This window comes from Sphingomonas endophytica (assembly GCF_014199415.1).
GTDB lineage: Bacteria > Pseudomonadota > Alphaproteobacteria > Sphingomonadales > Sphingomonadaceae > Sphingomonas > Sphingomonas endophytica.
The window spans coordinates 103371-119703 of record NZ_JACIJN010000009.1; the positions used below are offsets into that span (position 1 = coordinate 103371).

The 16333-nt window shown below is 68.2% G+C and carries 17 protein-coding genes; 8 read left to right on the forward strand and 9 right to left on the reverse strand.

Going from position 1 to position 16333, the window contains the following annotated elements; translation table 11 throughout:
- Positions 1-10: 10 nt before the first annotated feature.
- The 7 genes from FHS97_RS13580 to rph all read right to left on the reverse strand — a co-directional run bounded on the left by FHS97_RS13580 (position 11) and on the right by rph (position 7014).
- Positions 11-1078, reverse strand: a complete 1068-nt coding sequence (locus tag FHS97_RS13580; RefSeq protein WP_184038856.1) for a c-type cytochrome — start codon at positions 1076-1078, stop codon at positions 11-13.
- Positions 1075-1728 (reverse strand): cytochrome c oxidase assembly protein, encoded by a 654-nt coding sequence (locus tag FHS97_RS13585; protein ID WP_184038859.1) that lies wholly within the window; start codon positions 1726-1728, stop codon positions 1075-1077. Before FHS97_RS13585 ends, FHS97_RS13580 begins: the two co-directional genes overlap by 4 nt.
- Positions 1725-2132 (reverse strand): hypothetical protein, encoded by a 408-nt coding sequence (locus tag FHS97_RS13590; RefSeq protein ID WP_184038861.1) that lies wholly within the window; start codon positions 2130-2132, stop codon positions 1725-1727. The genes FHS97_RS13585 and FHS97_RS13590 overlap by 4 nt, the downstream gene beginning before the upstream one ends.
- Positions 2129-4654, reverse strand: coding sequence for a cytochrome c oxidase subunit I (gene ctaD / locus FHS97_RS13595; protein WP_184038863.1), 2526 nt, complete (start codon positions 4652-4654; stop codon positions 2129-2131). The genes FHS97_RS13590 and ctaD overlap by 4 nt, the downstream gene beginning before the upstream one ends.
- A complete protein-coding gene (gene coxB, locus FHS97_RS13600; RefSeq protein WP_343053461.1) occupies positions 4651-5565 on the reverse strand; it encodes a cytochrome c oxidase subunit II in 915 nt (304 codons plus the stop codon). The genes ctaD and coxB overlap by 4 nt, the downstream gene beginning before the upstream one ends.
- A 112-nt stretch (positions 5566-5677) precedes the next feature.
- Positions 5678-6304, reverse strand: a complete 627-nt coding sequence (rdgB, locus tag FHS97_RS13605; protein ID WP_184038867.1) for an RdgB/HAM1 family non-canonical purine NTP pyrophosphatase — start codon at positions 6302-6304, stop codon at positions 5678-5680.
- Positions 6301-7014 (reverse strand): ribonuclease PH, encoded by a 714-nt coding sequence (gene rph, locus FHS97_RS13610; protein ID WP_184038870.1) that lies wholly within the window; start codon positions 7012-7014, stop codon positions 6301-6303. Before rph ends, rdgB begins: the two co-directional genes overlap by 4 nt.
- Before the next feature lie 78 nt (positions 7015-7092).
- On the opposite strand from rph, the gene FHS97_RS13615 reads away from it, so the two are divergent.
- Positions 7093-7590: a DUF6438 domain-containing protein gene (locus FHS97_RS13615; protein ID WP_184038872.1), complete on the forward strand. Its 498-nt coding sequence runs from the start codon at positions 7093-7095 to the stop codon at positions 7588-7590.
- A 157-nt stretch (positions 7591-7747) separates the two neighbouring features.
- On the opposite strand, the gene FHS97_RS13620 is transcribed toward FHS97_RS13615, so the two are convergent.
- Positions 7748-8098, reverse strand: a complete 351-nt coding sequence (locus FHS97_RS13620) for an STAS/SEC14 domain-containing protein (protein WP_184038874.1) — start codon at positions 8096-8098, stop codon at positions 7748-7750.
- 100 nt (positions 8099-8198) lie between these two features.
- On the opposite strand from FHS97_RS13620, the gene hrcA reads away from it, so the two are divergent.
- Together hrcA and grpE are read left to right on the forward strand one after the other, a co-directional pair.
- Positions 8199-9242 carry a heat-inducible transcriptional repressor HrcA gene (gene hrcA, locus FHS97_RS13625; RefSeq protein ID WP_184038876.1) on the forward strand — a complete coding sequence of 348 codons (1044 nt, stop codon included), beginning with the start codon at positions 8199-8201 and terminating at the stop codon, positions 9240-9242.
- Between the two features lie 35 nt (positions 9243-9277).
- Complete coding sequence (grpE, locus tag FHS97_RS13630; protein WP_184038878.1) at positions 9278-9829, forward strand: nucleotide exchange factor GrpE; 552 nt, start codon at positions 9278-9280, stop codon at positions 9827-9829.
- 157 nt (positions 9830-9986) lie between these two features.
- On the opposite strand, the gene FHS97_RS13635 is transcribed toward grpE, so the two are convergent.
- Positions 9987-11315: an MFS transporter gene (locus FHS97_RS13635; RefSeq protein WP_184038880.1), complete on the reverse strand. Its 1329-nt coding sequence runs from the start codon at positions 11313-11315 to the stop codon at positions 9987-9989.
- A gap of 115 nt (positions 11316-11430) precedes the next feature.
- Between FHS97_RS13635 and cyoA the strand changes: the two genes are divergently transcribed.
- Genes cyoA through FHS97_RS13660 form a run of 5 tightly spaced genes read left to right on the forward strand, consistent with a single transcriptional unit; the run spans position 11431 to position 16321 of the window.
- Entirely contained in the window at positions 11431-12576 is a 1146-nt protein-coding gene (gene cyoA, locus FHS97_RS13640; RefSeq protein ID WP_184038882.1) for a ubiquinol oxidase subunit II, read from the forward strand.
- A 7-nt stretch (positions 12577-12583) separates the two neighbouring features.
- Positions 12584-14584, forward strand: coding sequence for a cytochrome o ubiquinol oxidase subunit I (gene cyoB / locus FHS97_RS13645; RefSeq protein WP_184038884.1), 2001 nt, complete (start codon positions 12584-12586; stop codon positions 14582-14584).
- 5 nt (positions 14585-14589) lie between these two features.
- Positions 14590-15222 (forward strand): cytochrome o ubiquinol oxidase subunit III, encoded by a 633-nt coding sequence (gene cyoC / locus FHS97_RS13650; protein ID WP_184038887.1) that lies wholly within the window; start codon positions 14590-14592, stop codon positions 15220-15222.
- Complete coding sequence (gene cyoD / locus FHS97_RS13655) at positions 15222-15632, forward strand: cytochrome o ubiquinol oxidase subunit IV (protein ID WP_184038890.1); 411 nt, start codon at positions 15222-15224, stop codon at positions 15630-15632. Before cyoC ends, cyoD begins: the two co-directional genes overlap by 1 nt.
- On the forward strand, positions 15632-16321 hold the full coding sequence (locus FHS97_RS13660; protein WP_184038893.1) for an SURF1 family protein: 690 nt from the start codon (positions 15632-15634) through the stop codon (positions 16319-16321). Before cyoD ends, FHS97_RS13660 begins: the two co-directional genes overlap by 1 nt.
- The last annotated feature ends 12 nt before the right edge of the window (positions 16322-16333 follow it).

Genomic DNA, 16333 nt, shown 5'->3' on the forward strand with positions numbered 1-16333 from the left:
AACCCAAAGTCTAAGGCGGCCCGCCCGCCAGATAGCGCGCCAGCGGATCGATCAGCTCCTCGGGGATGCGCCGTGCGATCACCGGCATGACGTTCTGCGGGAGCCGCGCGTCGATCTCCTTGCCGTCGCCCTTCCAGTATCGCAGCCGTGCCGCGATATAGTCGGCGCGCTGCCCGACCAGCAACGGCTGCGGCTTGCCCGCGCCATGGCAGCTTGCGCAGGCGGGGAGCTGGCGTTCGGGCAGGCCGCGCTCGACGATCACCCGCGCGCGCGGGTCGCCGGCTGGGGTGGCGTCGCGGCGCAGCCCCGGCAGCGCGGCGAAATGCGCCGCCAGCGCATGGCGCTCGTCAGCGGTCAACGTCGCGGCGGCATTGCCCATCACCGCGCTCGCACGGCGTCCGTCGGCATAGGCCGCCAGCGCCGCCGCCAGATAGCTTGTATGCTGCCCGCCGAGGATCGGGATGTCCGGCTGCCCGCGTCCACGCCCGTCCGCCCCGTGGCACGCGACGCACCCGGCGAGCACGTTGTCGCCCAGCGCGCGGACGTCGGCGGTGCCCGCGCCCTGCGCCTGTCCGCTCAGCGCGCGATACTGCGCCGCGGTCATCCCGGGCAGGCGGCGGACGAACGCCACCATCCGCCGGATCTCGTCATCGCGCTTCGCCGCGCCCCACGCCGGCATCCCGGAATATTTCACGCCGTGGCGCAGGATGTAGAAGAGCTGCGCGTCGGTCCATTGCCGCGCGTTGATCGCCAGATCGGGCGCGGGCGGCATCGCCTTCTGCATCACCGGGGACGGCCGCTGGCCCGGCGCGCCGTGGCAGCTCGCGCAGGCGGCGGCGAAATGCCCCGCGGCGCTGACCAGCCCGCCGTCGGTCGCGATCGGATCCTTTGGCGAGTCGAAGAAGCTGTGCGTCTTGACCGAATTGCGCATCGTCCAGTGCAGGAACCACTCGGTCACCGCCCAATGCCCCGACGAGGCGGCGATGTTGAACACCCCCGACCAGGCGAAGAGCAGCCCCGCCAGCACGATTCCGAGCAGCCCGGCGGCCACGCGCTTCCATGTCAGCCGGATCGTCATGCCGCCGCGCGCTCCCTCAATATCGTGCCAAGCAACGCCAGCCCGCCCAGACAATAAGCCGCGCCACCGACCACCAGCATCACGACACCGCCGAGTTGCTGGTCGGCTAGCGCGCCCAGCCCGGGCGCGGGATGCATCGCCATCATCGCGTAGAGCGGGCGCGGCGCGAGCCCGATCAGCGCGCCGAGCAACGTCATGTGCATCGACGTCAGCAACAATGCCGCGACCCCGCCGGCCGGATGCACGACCGCCGCGCGCCACAACCCGACGCCGACGCCGAGGAACATCGCCTGCTCGACGACCGCGACCGCCGGATGCATGTCCGCCAGCCCACGCAGCGCCGGCGCGTGCCACGCCCAGACGACGACGAACTCGACGGTCGCCCACGCCAGCGGCCCACCCGCCCCACCGTCATTCCCGCGCAGGCGGAAATCCAGACGCGCAGGTCCGTCGATGGAAGCGCCGACGTCAGAGGTTCTGGATTCCCGCCTCTGCGGGAATGACGGGAGTGGTGCCGTCATGCCCCACGCCAGCATCGGCGCCGCCACGGCGACCGCCCCCATATGCGCCGCCATATGCCCGGTCATCCCCAGCCCGGCGAACCCCAGCACCGTCGCGCCCAGCGCCACCAGGAGCCCCGCCGCGATCACCGGCAGTCCGTCAGCATCAACGCCGGCACCGCGGTGAAGATCACCGCCACGAAGCTCAGCCCCGCCAGCAACAACGTCGACACCGCAAGGAAGCGCAGCCGGTCGATGTCGGTCCCCTGATCGTGCGGCGCGGGATCACCGGGGGTGTGCGTCTGCACCCACGCGATCCACCCCGAGGCCAAAATGATCGCCTCCGCCACCAGCGTCCCGATCACAAACGCCGTGGTGAAGCGCGGGAAGGCCCCCAGCTTGGCGCAACTCACCGCCACCCACAGGTAACAGAACAGGAAATGCACCGCCCACACGCTCGGCGGGACGATCAGCGTCCACAAGGTGACGCGCAGCTCGCGCAGCCGGTGCCGGAAGCCGCGCCGCTCGGGGCCGTGAGGCGTTTCGTTCTTCATGCCGCCCCCGGGAACAGGCCGATCGTGGCGTAGGTCACCACCGCGGTCAGCGCCATGAAATGCTGGTAGACGGTGATGTTGCGGACGTCGGCGTCGTACTTCGGCGTCATCTTGCCCGCCACGCTGCGCGCGAGCGTGTAGAGCTGCATGATCGCCCCCACCCCGGCGTGCGCGGTGGTCCAGATCACCAGGGTCCAGACGATCGCCGGATAGACGTGCAGCTTCGGCGCGAGCCCCGACAGCCACGGCCCCGCCAGCCCCGCGCCGATCGCCGCCAGCGACGCCATCGCACCCAGCGCCAGCAGTGCCCGCGCCGCGCCGACCGCACCGCGGCGGTTGGTCTCCCGCGCGCCGATCGTCATCAGCCACCCGGCCAGCGACACCGCCAGCGCGACCATCGGCCAGAACGCCCCCGGCCCGTCGAGCCCCGCCCCGCTCGGCGGAAAATCCTCGTGCCGCGTCCAGAAGAAGAAATAGCCGAACACCAGCCCCGAAAAGGCAGTCGCATCCGCCATCATCGTGATGAACATCGCCCACCAGCCGCTCGCCGACGCGCCGGAGATATACAGCGGCAACTCGATGCCATGCCCGATCGGCTTGCAATCCTTCTCCGGGATTTCCGCGGTGCCGGTCCACAGCCACCACAGCACCATCGCCAGCGTCGCCACCGCGCCGACCAGCGCGGCCCAATAAAGGTGATAGGTGGTCAGGATGAACACGCTGCCCAGCGCGATCGCGGTCAGCATCGGCTTGATGCTCGGGCCACCGAGCCGGATGACCTGTACGGGCCGCGCATCGAGCACGCTGGTGATGATTGACTCGCGGCGACCTTCCTCGGCGTCGGGCAGGAAGAAGCGACCTTCGTCGACCTTCTTCACGAAGTCCTTCTGGTCCCAGATCGGGTAGCGGCTCTCGATCAGCGGCACCGAGCGGATGCCCCAATCCTCGTCATCCGGATGCGCGAGCCATTCGAGCGTCCCCGCCTGCCACGGATTGCGCTCGCTCTTCTCCCGCCGCGGGCTGAGCGCCAGATCGATGCACACGATCGCCACGCCGGTCGCAAACACCCACGACCCGATCGTCGAGGCCATGTTGAGCCCGCCGATCCCCAGCTCCGCCGGATAGGTGAACACGCGCCGCGGCATCCCGAGCAGGCCGGAGAAGTGCATCGGGAAGAAGGTGAGGTTCGCGCCCGCGAACAGGAACCAGAAGGCGGTGCGCCCCAGCCGGTCGGACAGTTTCTTGCCGGTGATCAGCGGCCAGTAATAATAGAGCCCGCCGAACAACGGGATCAGCGTCCCGCCGATCAACACGTAATGCAGATGCGCGACGATGAAATAGGTGTCGTGCGCCTGCCAGTCGAACGGCGCGATCGCCACCATCACGCCGGTCAGCCCGCCGATTACGAAGATCGCCAGCGAGCCGGTCACATACAGCAACGGCGTCGACCACACGACGCGCCCCGCCCACAGGGTCGCGATGAACGCGAAGATCTGGATGCCGGTCGGGATCGCCACCGCCTCCGACGCCGCCGAAAAGAAGGCGAGGCTGATCTTGGGCAGCCCGGTCGTGAACATATGGTGGACCCACAGCCCAAACGACAGGAACGCCGTCCCCACCGCCGCCAGCACGATCCACGGGTAGCCGAGCAGATGCCGCCGCGCGAAGGTCGGCACGATCATCGCGAACAGCGCGATCGACGGCAGGAAGACGATATAGACCTCCGGGTGGCCGAAGATCCAGAACAGGTGCTGCCACAGGATCGGGTCGCCGCCCTTGGCCTGATCGAAGAACGGCCAGCCGAGCAGCCGCTCCATCTCGAACAGCACGTCGCCCGCGATCAGCGGCGGGAAGGCGAACAGGATCATCACCGCCACGACCAGAATGTACCAGGCGTAGAGCGGCATCAGGTTCAGCCGCATCCCCGGCGGGCGGCATTTCAGCACGCCGACGATCAGCTCGACCGCCGCCGCCACCGACGACACCTCGATGAAGCTGAGCCCCAGCATCCAGATGTCCGCGCCCAGCCCCGACAGATCGGTGCGGGTGGTGAACGGCGGATACATGAACCAGCCGCCATCGGGCGCGACGTTGAAGAAGATCGAGCCGGTGACGAACACGCCCCCGATCAGGAAGCTCCAGTAACCGAATGCCGACAGCCGCGGAAACGGCAGGTCGCGCGCGCCCAGCAATTGCGGCAGCAGGATGATCGAAACCGCCTCGAACATCGGCACCGCGAACAGGAACATCATCATCGACCCGTGCAGCGTGAACAGCTGGTTGAAGGTCGCAGGGCTGACGAGGTCGTTTTCGGGAACGGCGAGCTGCGCGCGCATGATCATCGCCAGCACGCCCGCGAACAGCATGAAACCGAACGCGGTCAGCGTGTACCAGACGCCGACCTGGTTGTTGTTGGTGTCGGTCCAGCGGAAGAACCAGCCGGTCGGCGGTTTCCATACCGCGCGCAGCCGTTCTTCCTGCGCGGCGCGGAGGGCAGGATCGTCCTGCGCGTGGAGGCTCATTTCGATTGCTCCAGCCAGCGCGCGATCGTCGCCGCATCGTCGTTGCTCAATTGCGGATAGGCCGGCATCCGCGCGCCGGGCTTCACCGTCGGCGCGTGCTTGATGAAGCGCACCAGATTGGCGTGGGTCCGCTTCTGCATCCCCGCACCCAGCGACGCGCGTGCGCCGAGATGCGTCAGGTTCGGCCCGATCGTCGCGTCCGACAGACCCGCCACCGTATGGCAGCCGCCACAGCCGTTCGCCGCAAACAATCGCGCGCCGTCACCGCCGACCGCCGCCGGGGCGCGTCTCGCCGCCAGCCACGCGTCGAACGCCGCCGGCTCCATCGCCACCACGTCGAACGCCATCAGCGCGTGGCTCAATCCACAAAATTCGGCGCATTGCCCGCGAAACCGTCCGGCGCGGGTGGCATGGACGACCAGCTTGTTCGTCCGCCCCGGCACCATGTCGAGCTTGCCCGCCAGTCCCGGCACCCAGAAGCTGTGCAGCACGTCGCCCGCTTCCAGCAGCAGCTCGACATTGCGCCCGACCGGCACGCGCAGCTCGTTGGAATCGTCGATCGCCGCCTGCCCGGCGGGCTGGTAGCGGACCCGCCACCAGAATTGCTCGCCGGTGACGGTGATCCGCAGGTCGTCGGCTTTTACGGCAATCGGGCGCATCGCGGGCAGCGTGGAAATCAGCAGCGCCAGCAGCACGACGGTCGGCACGACGCCGCCTGCCCACAGCACCAGCCGCATCCCTTGCTGATGGGTGATCGCGCCGTCGCGGCTGCGCTGCGCGACGAACATCAGCGCGCCGACCGCCACCGCGATGACGACCGCGCCCAGCACCATCCAGCCGGTCAGCCCGGCCAGCCATGCGGCTTCCGTCCCGAATGTCGTGAATGCGGATTGCCGCCCCGAACCGAAAATTTCTGCCCCCTGCCCTTATCCGGGAAGAAGGTCCGGCACGGTCGCTTTGTTCCTTTGTGACGGTAACGTTATGTTGCTCGGCACTTCATCTTTCCGGCGGGCGGCGCGCTGGTCAGAACACCGCGTCGACCAACTGCCGGAACGCATCGCCGCGGTGGCTGATCTCGTTCTTGGCGGGCTCGTCCATCTCGCCGAAGGTCGCGTCATGCCCGACCGGCTGGAAGACCGGATCATAGCCATGACCCTTGTCGCCGCGCGGCGGCCAGACGAGCGTGCCGTCGACGCGCCCCTCGAACCATTCGACATGCCCGTCGGGCCACGCCAGCGCCAGTGCGCAGACGAAATGCGCATCGCGCGGCGCGTCGGGGGTTTCGGCGAGCTTGTCCTCGACCAGTCGCATCGCGTGCCCGAAGTCCTTCTCCGGCCCGCCCCAGCGCGCCGAGAAGATGCCGGGATCGCCACCCAGCGCATCGACGCACAAGCCGCTGTCGTCGGCAAGCGCGGGCAGCCCCGACAGGTCCGCCGCCGCGCGCGCCTTCAGTTCGGCGTTCATCACGAAGGTGGTGCCGGTCTCCTCGGGCTCGGGCAGGTCGAGCGCGCTCGCCGAGACGACGTCGAGCCCGCGGCCCTCCAGCAGCGCGGCGATCTCGCGCACCTTGCCGGCGTTGTGGCTGGCGATCACCAGCTTGCCGGGCTGGAGCTTGCGGATCGCCTGTGGCTCCTTGCCTTCCCCGCTCATGCCACCGCGCGCGCCTGCGCGGCGAAGATCTCGTTGCAGCCGATCCGCGCGAGGCGGAGCAGGCGCAGCAGCGCTTCCTCGTCATAGGTGGCATGCTCGGCGGTCGCCTGCGCCTCGGCGATGTGGCCGTTCTCGAGCAGCACGAAATTGGCGTCGGCGTCGGCGTTCGAATCCTCGTCGTAATCGAGGTCGAGCACCGGATTGCCCTGATAGATGCCGCACGACACCGCGGCGATCTTCTGCTTGATCGGATCGACGGTCAGCTTGCCCGACGCGAGCAGCCCGTCGACCGCCAGCCGCAGCGCAACCCACGCGCCCGAGATCGACGCGGTGCGCGTGCCGCCATCGGCCTGGATCACGTCGCAGTCGAGCGTGATCTGCCGTTCGCCGAGTAGGGTCAGGTCGGTGACCGCGCGCAGGCTGCGTCCGATCAACCGCTGGATTTCCTGCGTGCGGCCCGACTGCTTGCCCTTGGCGGCCTCACGGCTGCCACGGGTATGCGTGGCGCGCGGGAGCATGCCATATTCGGCGGTGACCCAGCCCTGGCCCTTGCCGCGCAGGAACGGCGGCACGCGCTCCTCGACGGAGGCGGTGACCAGCACCTTGGTATCGCCGAAGCCGATCAGCACCGATCCTTCGGCGTGGCGGGTGAAGCGCGGCTCGATCGTGATCGGGCGCATCTGGTCGGGGGTGCGGCCGCTGGGGCGCATTCAACTCTCCTCAAGGTCGGATCGCGCACGCCCTAGCGGGGTTGGTGCGGCGGCGCCAGCGACTTACGGGAGGATGCGATGTGGGTGATGATGGCGGTGGTATTGGTGCTGGCGGCGGGGTGTACGCCGGTCGAGCTTCGCTCACCGCCGGCGGGCGCGCCGGTCGCGATCGAGGGCGACTCGATCAGTTATGCGACCGGCCCGTGCTTCGGGACGTGTCCGGTCTACACGGTGACGGTCCACGCCGACGGTAGCGGTACGTTCGAGGGCCAGCGCTTCACCGCGGTGACGGGCAGCCGCGCGTTCCGCGTGACGCCGGACGAGTATCGCCGCTTCGCCGCCGCGCTCGCACCGTATCGACCCGATGGCGAGCGACGGGTGGAGATGGACTCTCCCGATTGCGGCCCCGCGCCGACGGACATGCCGAGCGTCGACGTGAACTGGGCGATGGCCAGCGGCGGTGCGGGGCATCTGCACTTCTACTATGGCTGCCGTGTCGGCAATGCGGCGATGGCAAAGGCGCTTCAGGATGCGCCCACGCTGCTGCCGATCGCGGCGTTGATCGGCAAGCGGTGACAAATGCCGTCGCCCCTGCGCAGGCAGGGGCCCATGTCTGTGCCGTCTCGCAGGAGGCTCGTCACACAGGCGACATCATTGTGTCGGACCACCCTCCCGGACGATACAGCAATAGGCCCCTGCCTGCGCAGGGGCGACGGTCTTCTTGGGGGTGATCCTACGCCACCACCCAGCCGCGCGCCGCAGCGGCGTCGTCGAATATTTGCATGTACGGCTGCGTCATCACCCTTCGCACCTGCGCGCGCAGCACCGCGCCGACCGCCACCACCGCGATCCGGCTCGCCTTGGGGAACGGTCCCATATGCTGCGCCAGTGCGGCGAGCGTCTCCTGCGGCTGCGGCCCGCACGCGCTCATGTCGATCATCAGCCGGTAACCGGGGCGGAAGCGCGCGGCGAGGAACTGCCGCATCACGTCGCGGGTGTAGAGCACCACCTCGTCGGGCGTGAAGATGCGGTCCCAGCGGATCGCGAGCAACTCCGCGTCATGGTCGAACGAAACGTCGTACATCTTTGATCTTCCTTGATCTCACCCTTGCGCGCACCAGGTTGCGGAAAGATGAAGGCGCAGACGGTTGAGCCGCGTCGCCGACGCGCATACATCTGCGCGCGTGACCCGTTCGCCGCCCATCGCCGAGCTGACCGACCGCGCCCGCGACATCTTCCGCCGCGTCGTCGATGGCTATCTGGAGAGCGGACAGCCGGTCGGCTCGCGGACGCTGGCGCAGGCCGGGCTCAACCTGTCGCCCGCCTCGATCCGCGGCGTGCTCGCGCAACTGGAGATGGCCGGGCTGCTCACCGCGCCGCATACCTCGGCGGGGCGGATGCCGACCGAGCGCGGCTTGCGGCTGTTCGTCGACGGGATGATGCAGGCGCACGCGCCGAGCGACGAGGAACGCCAGCAGATCGAGGCGCGCGCCGGCACCGGCGGGCCGGTCGAGGAAGCGCTGGCGGCGACCACCGCGGCGCTCTCCGGGCTTTCGGCGTGCGCCGGGCTGGTGATGGTGCCCAAGCGCGAGGCGGTGCTGCGCTCGATCGGCTTCGTGCCGCTCGGGGCCACGCAGGCGCTGGCGGTGCTGGTCGGCGAGGACGGCGCAGTCGAAAATCGCGTCATCGACGTGCCGGCCGGGGTCGCGCCCGGCGCGCTGGTCGAGGCCGGCAATTTCATGACCGCGACGCTCGCCGGGCTGACGCTCGGCGAGGCGCGTGCGCGGCTCGAGCACGAACTGTCGCAGGGCCGCTCGGCGCTCGACGCCGCGGCGCGCGCCTTGGTCGAGCGCGGGCTGGCGGTGTGGAGCGAGGACGGTGCGCGCCGCCCGGTGCTGATCGTGCGCGGCCACGGCCGGCTGCTCGACGATGCCGCGACCGCCGATCTGGAGCGGGTGCGCGCGCTGCTCGACGATCTCGACGGCAAGCAGGAGGTCGCCGCGCTGCTCGATTCGGCGCGCGCCGGGGACGCCACCCGCATCTTCATCGGCGCGGAGAACAAATTGTTCACGCTCAGCGGCTCGTCGGTGATCGCCAAGCCCTTCCGCGGTCGCGACGGACGCGTGGTCGGCGTGGTCGGCGTGATCGGGCCGACGCGGTTGAACTACGCGCGCGTCGTGCCCATGGTGGATTTCACGGCCGCGACGCTCACCCGGTTGCTGGGATGACGCGCGGCTTTCCGACGTAGAAGAACAGGACGGACATGACCGACAACGCCACCCCCGCCGACGACCTTCGCGAAGAGACCGCCGAGGCCGCCCCCGAGGTCGCGGAGCACGACGCCGCCGCGACTCGCATCGCCGAGCTGGAAGAGCAACTCGCCGCCGCGCGGCAGGAGACGCTGTACGCGCAGGCCGATATCCAGAACGTCCGCCGCCGCGCCGAGAAGGACGCCGCCGATGCACGCGCCTATGCCGCGACGGGTTTCGCGCGCGACGTGCTGTCGGTGGCCGACAATCTCGATCGTGCGCTGGCCGCGATCCCGGCGAGCCTGCGTGAGGACGAGAAGTTCAAGGGGCTGGTGACCGGCCTCGAGGCGACCGGGCGCGAACTGGCGAACGTGTTCGGCCGCCACGGGCTGACCAAGATCGAGGCGATGGGGCAGCCGCTCGACCCGAACAAGCATCAGGCGATGGTCGAGATGCCGAGCGACGCCGAGCCGGGCACGATCGTGCAGGAAATGCAGTCGGGCTGGATGATCAAGGACCGCCTGCTCCGCCCGGCGCTGGTCGGCGTGGCGAAGAAGCCGGACTGATCCACCACGAACGTCATTGCGAGCGTCGCGAAGCGATCCAGGGCGTCCTGGTCCGACTCTGGATTGCTTCGCTTCGCTGGCAATGACGGCTGATAAGAAAAGGGCGGGTCGCGATCCTCTCGCGCCCGCCCTTTTCCGTGGCCGAAGCCGCCGCGCCTCAGTCGAGGCGGCGCGCCAGCTCCACGTTGAGCCCCAGCGCGATCAGCGTGCCGAGCGCGCCCGACAGCAAATAGCCGCCCGCCGCGACCAGCCCGAACGCCTGCGTCAGCGCCAGCGCCGCCAGCGGTGCGAAGCCCGCGCCGAACAGCCACGCCAGATCCGAGGTCAGCGCCGCGCCGGTGTAGCGCGCGCGCTTCGGGAAGTTGCTGGTCACCGCGCCCGACGACTGGCCGAACGAAATGCCGAGCAGCAGGAAGCCCATCACCATGAACAGGATTTCGCCCGCGCGCCCGCCGTTCAGCAGCGTCGGCGCGAAGCCGCTGAACGCCGCGATCCCGGCGGCAGTGTAGCCGAGCACGCTGCGCCGCCCGATCCGGTCGGCGAGCAGCCCCGACAGCACGATCGCGCCGAGCCCGACGACGCCACCGAGCACCTCGATCATCAGGAAGGTCGAGATATCCTCGCGGGTATAGAGCGCGACCCACGACAGCGGGAACACCGTGACCATGTGGAACAGCGCGAAGCTCGCCAGCGGCGCGAACGCCCCGATGATGATGTTGCGCCACTGCGCCTTGACGGTCGCGGTGACGCGCGACGGGGTCAGCTCGCGGCTGTGGAACAGTTCGGCATATTCGGGGGTCACGACGATGCGCAGCCGCGCGAACAGCGCCACGACGTTGAGCGCGAAGGCGACGAAAAACGGATAGCGCCAGCCCCAGGAGATGAAGTCCTCGGCCGGCAGCACCGAGAGGAAGAAGGCGAACAAGGCGCTGGCCACGATCAGCCCGAGCGGCGCGCCGAGCTGCGGGACCATCGCCCACCAGCCGCGCTTCTTCTCCGGGGCGTTGAGCGCCAGCAGCGACGGCAGCCCGTCCCAGGCGCCGCCCAGCGCGATTCCCTGACCGACCCGGAACAGCGCGAGCAGCACCGCCGAGGAGGTGCCGATCGTCGCATAACCGGGCAGGAACGCGACCAGCACCGTCGAGGTGCCGAGCAGGAACAGCGCGATCGTCAGCTTGGTGCCGCGGCCGTAGCGGCGGTCGAGCTTCATGAAGATCTGCGTCCCGATCGGCCGGGCGATGAACGCCAGCGGGAACAGCGCGAACGACCACAAGGTGGCGGCGATCGGCTGCATGTACGGGAAGATCACCGCCGGGAAGACGAGCACCGAAGCGATCGCATAGACGAAGAAGTCGAAGAACTCGGAGGTGCGGCCGATGATCACGCCGATCGCGATTTCACCGGGGCGCACATCGTGATCCCCTTTGCTATGAAGGGCGCGAGCATCCTGCTCTAGCGACGTGGACGAAGCGGTGGCCATATTCATTCCCGATCGGTCGGACGGACGGTTTCCGGCGACGCCCTACCCTAAACCATTCGCGGCGTGGATGGGACAAAATGTCCTATTCCGCTGCGCCGCAGCAAAGCCTAGCTCGCGCCGCATGACCCGTCGTCTCGCCCCCCGTCATGCCACCAGACCTGCGCCCGGCCGCACGCCCTTCGTCCGTCACCTCGCCGCGGCGGCCGCGCTCGCCGTGCTCGGCGGGTGCAACACCGTCGTGATGCGTCCCGCCGGTGATGTCGCGGTACAGGAATCCAACCTGATCGTATGGTCGGTGGTGCTGATGCTGCTCATCATCGTGCCGGTCATGGCGCTGGTGGTGGTGTTCGCCTGGCGGTACCGCGCGACGAATACCGAGGCGAGCTACGAGCCCGACTGGGATCACTCGACCGGGCTGGAGCTGGTGATCTGGGCCGGGCCGCTGCTGATCGTTATCGCGCTCGGCGCGCTGACCTGGGTCGGCACGCACACGCTCGACCCCTACCGCCCGCTGGCGCGCACCGCGCCGGGCAAGCCGGTCGCGGCGAACGTCAAGCCGCTGGAGGTGCAGGTCGTCTCGCTCGACTGGAAGTGGCTGTTCATCTACCCCGAACAGGGCGTGGCGACGGTCAACGAGCTGGTCGTGCCGGTCGATCGCCCGGTGAAGTTCACGATGACCTCGTCGAGCGTCATGAACGCGCTGTGGGTGCCGGCGATGGCGGGCATGATCTACACGATGCCGGGGATGGAGACGGTGCTGCACGGCGTGCTCAACCGCACCGGCAAGTTCGAGGGCCGCTCGGGCAATTATTCCGGTGCGGGCTTCTCGCACATGACCTTCTGGACGCATTCGGTGACCCCGGCGCGCTTCGACCAATGGGTCGCGGGGGTGAAGCGCAACCGCTGGCAACTCGACAACGCCACCTATCTGAAGCTGGCGCGGCCGAGCGAGAAGGTGCGCCCGATCGGCTTCGGCACGATCGATCCCGCCTTGTTCAAGCGCGTCGTCGCGATGTGCACCAAGCCGGGGACGAGCTGCATGGAGAACATGTCGCACGCCGGCCCGGCGGTGAACGACCGGCCGCAGCGGACCGACGAACCCGAAGGCGCGCTGACCCGCGATCCGTCGCAGAAGGGCGAGAGCCCGCACTCGACCGCGCCGCAGGGCAAGGCGCCGGGCGCCACCGATCCGGGCGCGGGCAACCGCGACATGACCATGCTAGACATTCCCGCGCTGCGGCGCGTCAACGCCTCCAAGGAGGCTTGAGGACATCATGTCGGACGACCTCATCAAGACGATCTTCGGGCGGCTGACGCTCGAGAGCTTTCCGATCCACGAGCCGATCCTCGTCGGGACCTTCATCATGGTCGCGATCGGCGGGGCCGCGGTGCTGGGCGCGCTCACCTATTTCAAGCTGTGGGGCTATCTCTGGAAGGAGTGGTTCACAAGCGTCGATCACAAGAAGATCGGCATCATGTACATCGTGCTGGCGCTGGTCATGTTCCTGCGCGGTTTCGCCGATGCGCTGATGATGCGCGCGCAGCAGGCGGTTGCGTTCAACGGCAGCGACGGCTTCCTGCCCGCGCACCATTATGACCAGGTGTTCACCGCGCACGGCGTCATCATGATGTTCTTTGTGGCGATGCCGTTCGTCACGGGCCTCATGAACTATGTCGTCCCGCTCCAGATCGGCGCGCGCGACGTCAGCTTCCCGTTCCTGAACAATTTCAGCTTCTGGATGACGGTCAGCGGCGCGGTCACGGTGATGATGAGCCTGTTCGTCGGCGAGTTCGCGCGAACCGGCTGGCTGGCGATGGCGCCACTGTCGGGGCTCGATTACTCGCCCGATGTCGGGGTCGATTACTACATCTGGGCCTTGCAGATCGCCGGCGTCGGCACGTTGCTGTCGGGCGTCAACCTGCTCGCGACGATCATCAAGATGCGCGCGCCGGGCATGAGCCTGATGCAGATGCCGATCTTCACCTGGTCGGCGCTGGTGACCAACGTCCTGATCGTCGCGGCCTTCCCGGTGCTGACCGCGGTGCTCGCGATGCTCAGCCTCGATCGTTACGTCGGCACCAACTTCTTCACGAACACCGGCGGCGGCAACCCGATGATGTACGTGAACATGATCTGGATCTGGGGCCACCCGGAGGTGTACATCCTGATCCTGCCCGCGTTCGGCGTGTTCTCGGAGGTCGTCTCGACCTTCTCGGGCAAGCGGCTGTTCGGCTATACGTCGATGGTCTACGCGCTGATCGTCATCTGCATCCTGTCGTACCTGGTGTGGCTGCACCATTTCTTCACGATGGGTTCGGGCGCCAGCGTCAACAGCTTCTTCGGCATCACGACGATGATCATCTCGATCCCGACGGGCGCGAAGATCTTCAACTGGCTGTTCACGATGTACCGTGGGCGGATCCGCTTCGAGCTGCCGATGATGTGGGCGGTCGCGTTCATGCTGACCTTCGTGGTCGGCGGGATGACCGGGGTGATGCTGGCGGTGCCGCCGGCCGACTTCCAGTTCCACAACTCGCTGTTCCTGATCGCGCACTTCCACAACGTCATCATCGGCGGCGTGCTGTTCGGAATGTTTGCGGGCGTCAATTACTGGTGGCCGAAGGCGTTCGGGTTCAAGCTCGACAAATTCTGGGGCACGATCAGCTTCTGGTGCTGGGTCGTCGGCTTCTGGGTCGCGTTCACCCCGCTCTACGTGCTGGGGCTGATGGGCGTCACCCGCCGCCTGCGCGCCTTCGAGGACCCGTCGCTGCAAATCTGGTTCGTGATCGCCGCGATCGGCGCGCTGATCATCGCCGCCGGGATCGGCGCCATGCTGATGCAATTCTACGTCAGCATCCGCGACCGCGAGAAGCTGCGCGATTTCACGGGCGATCCGTGGAACGGGCGCACGCTGGAATGGGCGACCTCGTCGCCGCCGCCGGCCTATAACTTCGCCTTCTCGCCGGTCGTCCACGATCTGGACGCGTGGCACGACATGAAGTCGAAGAAGGCCGAGCGTCCGACCACCGGGTTCCGCGCGATCCACATGCCGAAGAACACCGGCGCCGGGGTGATCCTGGCCGGGCTGTCGACGGTCTTCGGCGTGGCGATGATCTGGTACATCTGGTGGCTGGCGGCGGTGGCGTTCGTCGCGCTGATCGCGACCGCGATCGGGCACACCTTCAACTATGACCGCGACTTCCACATTCCCGCCGAGGACGTCGTCAACAGCGAGGATGCGCGCACCCGCGCGCTCCAGCAGGCGGGGGTGTGAGCAATATGAGCACGACGACGCAGACGGCCCCGGGCACCGAGGCCCCGTCCTATTACGATCTGGACGAGCACGAACATCCGCCCGGCGCCAGCACGATGCTGGGGTTCTGGCTGTACCTGATGAGCGACTGCCTCATCTTCGCGATGCTGTTCGCGGCGTACGGCGTGTACGGCGGCAGCTATGCCGGCGGGCCGGGACCCAAGGAGCTGTTCGAGCTGCCGCTGGTCGCGGTGAACACGACCGCGCTGCTGCTGTCGTCGATCACCTATGGCTTCGCGATGATCAACGCCGACGAGCAGAACAAGGCCGCGACCTTGCGCTGGCTCGCGATCACCGGCGTGTTCGGCGCGGCGTTCCTGTCGATCGAGCTGTATGAGTTCAGCAATCTGATCCACGAGGGCGCGGGCCCGTGGCGCTCGGCGTTCCTGTCGTCGTTCTTCACCCTGGTCGGCACGCACGGGCTGCACGTCACCTTCGGCATCATCTGGCTGGTGACGCTGATGGTGCAGGTCGCGCGCCGCGGGCTGGAGCCGGCCAATCTGCGCCGCCTGCAATGCCTGTCGCTGTTCTGGCACTTCCTCGACGTCATCTGGATTGGCGTCTTCACCTTCGTCTATCTGCTGGGAGTGCTCCGCTGATGAGCGCCGATACGCACGGCCACGGCCATGATTCCGCTCACGGCCACCACGACGCGCACGACCATCACGGCGGCGCCGCGCACGGCTCGCGTCGCGAATATTGGATCGGCTTCCTCCTCTCGGTGCTGCTGACCGCGCCCGCGTTCGGGCTGGTGATGACCGGGGTGATCTCCGATCCGCGCGTCACCGCCGGGATCGTGATGGCGCTGGCGATGGTGCAGATCGTCGTCCACATGATCTACTTCCTGCACATGAACACCAAGTCCGAAAACGGCTGGACGATGCTGGCGCTGATCTTCACCGCGATCATCGTGCTGATCGTGATCGCCGGGTCGCTGTGGGTCATGTACCACATGAACCTCAACATGATGCCGGGCATGGGCGGAGAGATGTCGAGCGGCGGCATGTGATGCGCGCGCGCTGGGTCCTTGCCGGTATCGCGCTGCTGCTGGCGGCGGTGCTGGCAGGGCTCGGCGTCTGGCAGGTCGAACGGCGCGCGTGGAAGCTCGCGCTGATCGACCGCGTCGAGGCGCGGCTCGCCGCCGCTGCGCAGCCCGCCCCGCCGCGAGCGCGCTGGGCGACGATCACCGACGACGACGCCTACGCCCGCGTCACTGCCACCGGCACGTGGCGCGCGGCCCCGCCGGTGTTCACGCAGGCGGTTACCGATTTCGGCGCGGGCTATTGGGTGCTCGCCCCGCTCGACACCGCGGGCGGCACGCTCCTCGTCAACCGCGGCTTCGTGCCCACCGACGCACGAAAGACGATCACCCCGCCGAAAGGCCCGGCGCGCGTCACCGGGCTGCTGCGCGTCACCGAGCCCGATGGCGGCTTCCTGCGCGACAACGACCCGGCCGACGACCGCTGGTATTCGCGCGACACCGCCACGATCGCACGCGCCCGCCGGCTCGGCCCGGTCGCGCCTTATTTCATCGACGCCGAGGCGTTGCCCGGCGTGCAATGGCCGCGTGGCGGGCTGACGGTGGTGCGCTTCCGCAACAATCACCTCGTCTACGCGCTGACGTGGTTCACGCTGGCGACGATGATAGCGTATTTCGCGTGGCGCATCGCGCGCGGCCGGGATCAGGCGGAGCGATAGGCGAGCCCGAGC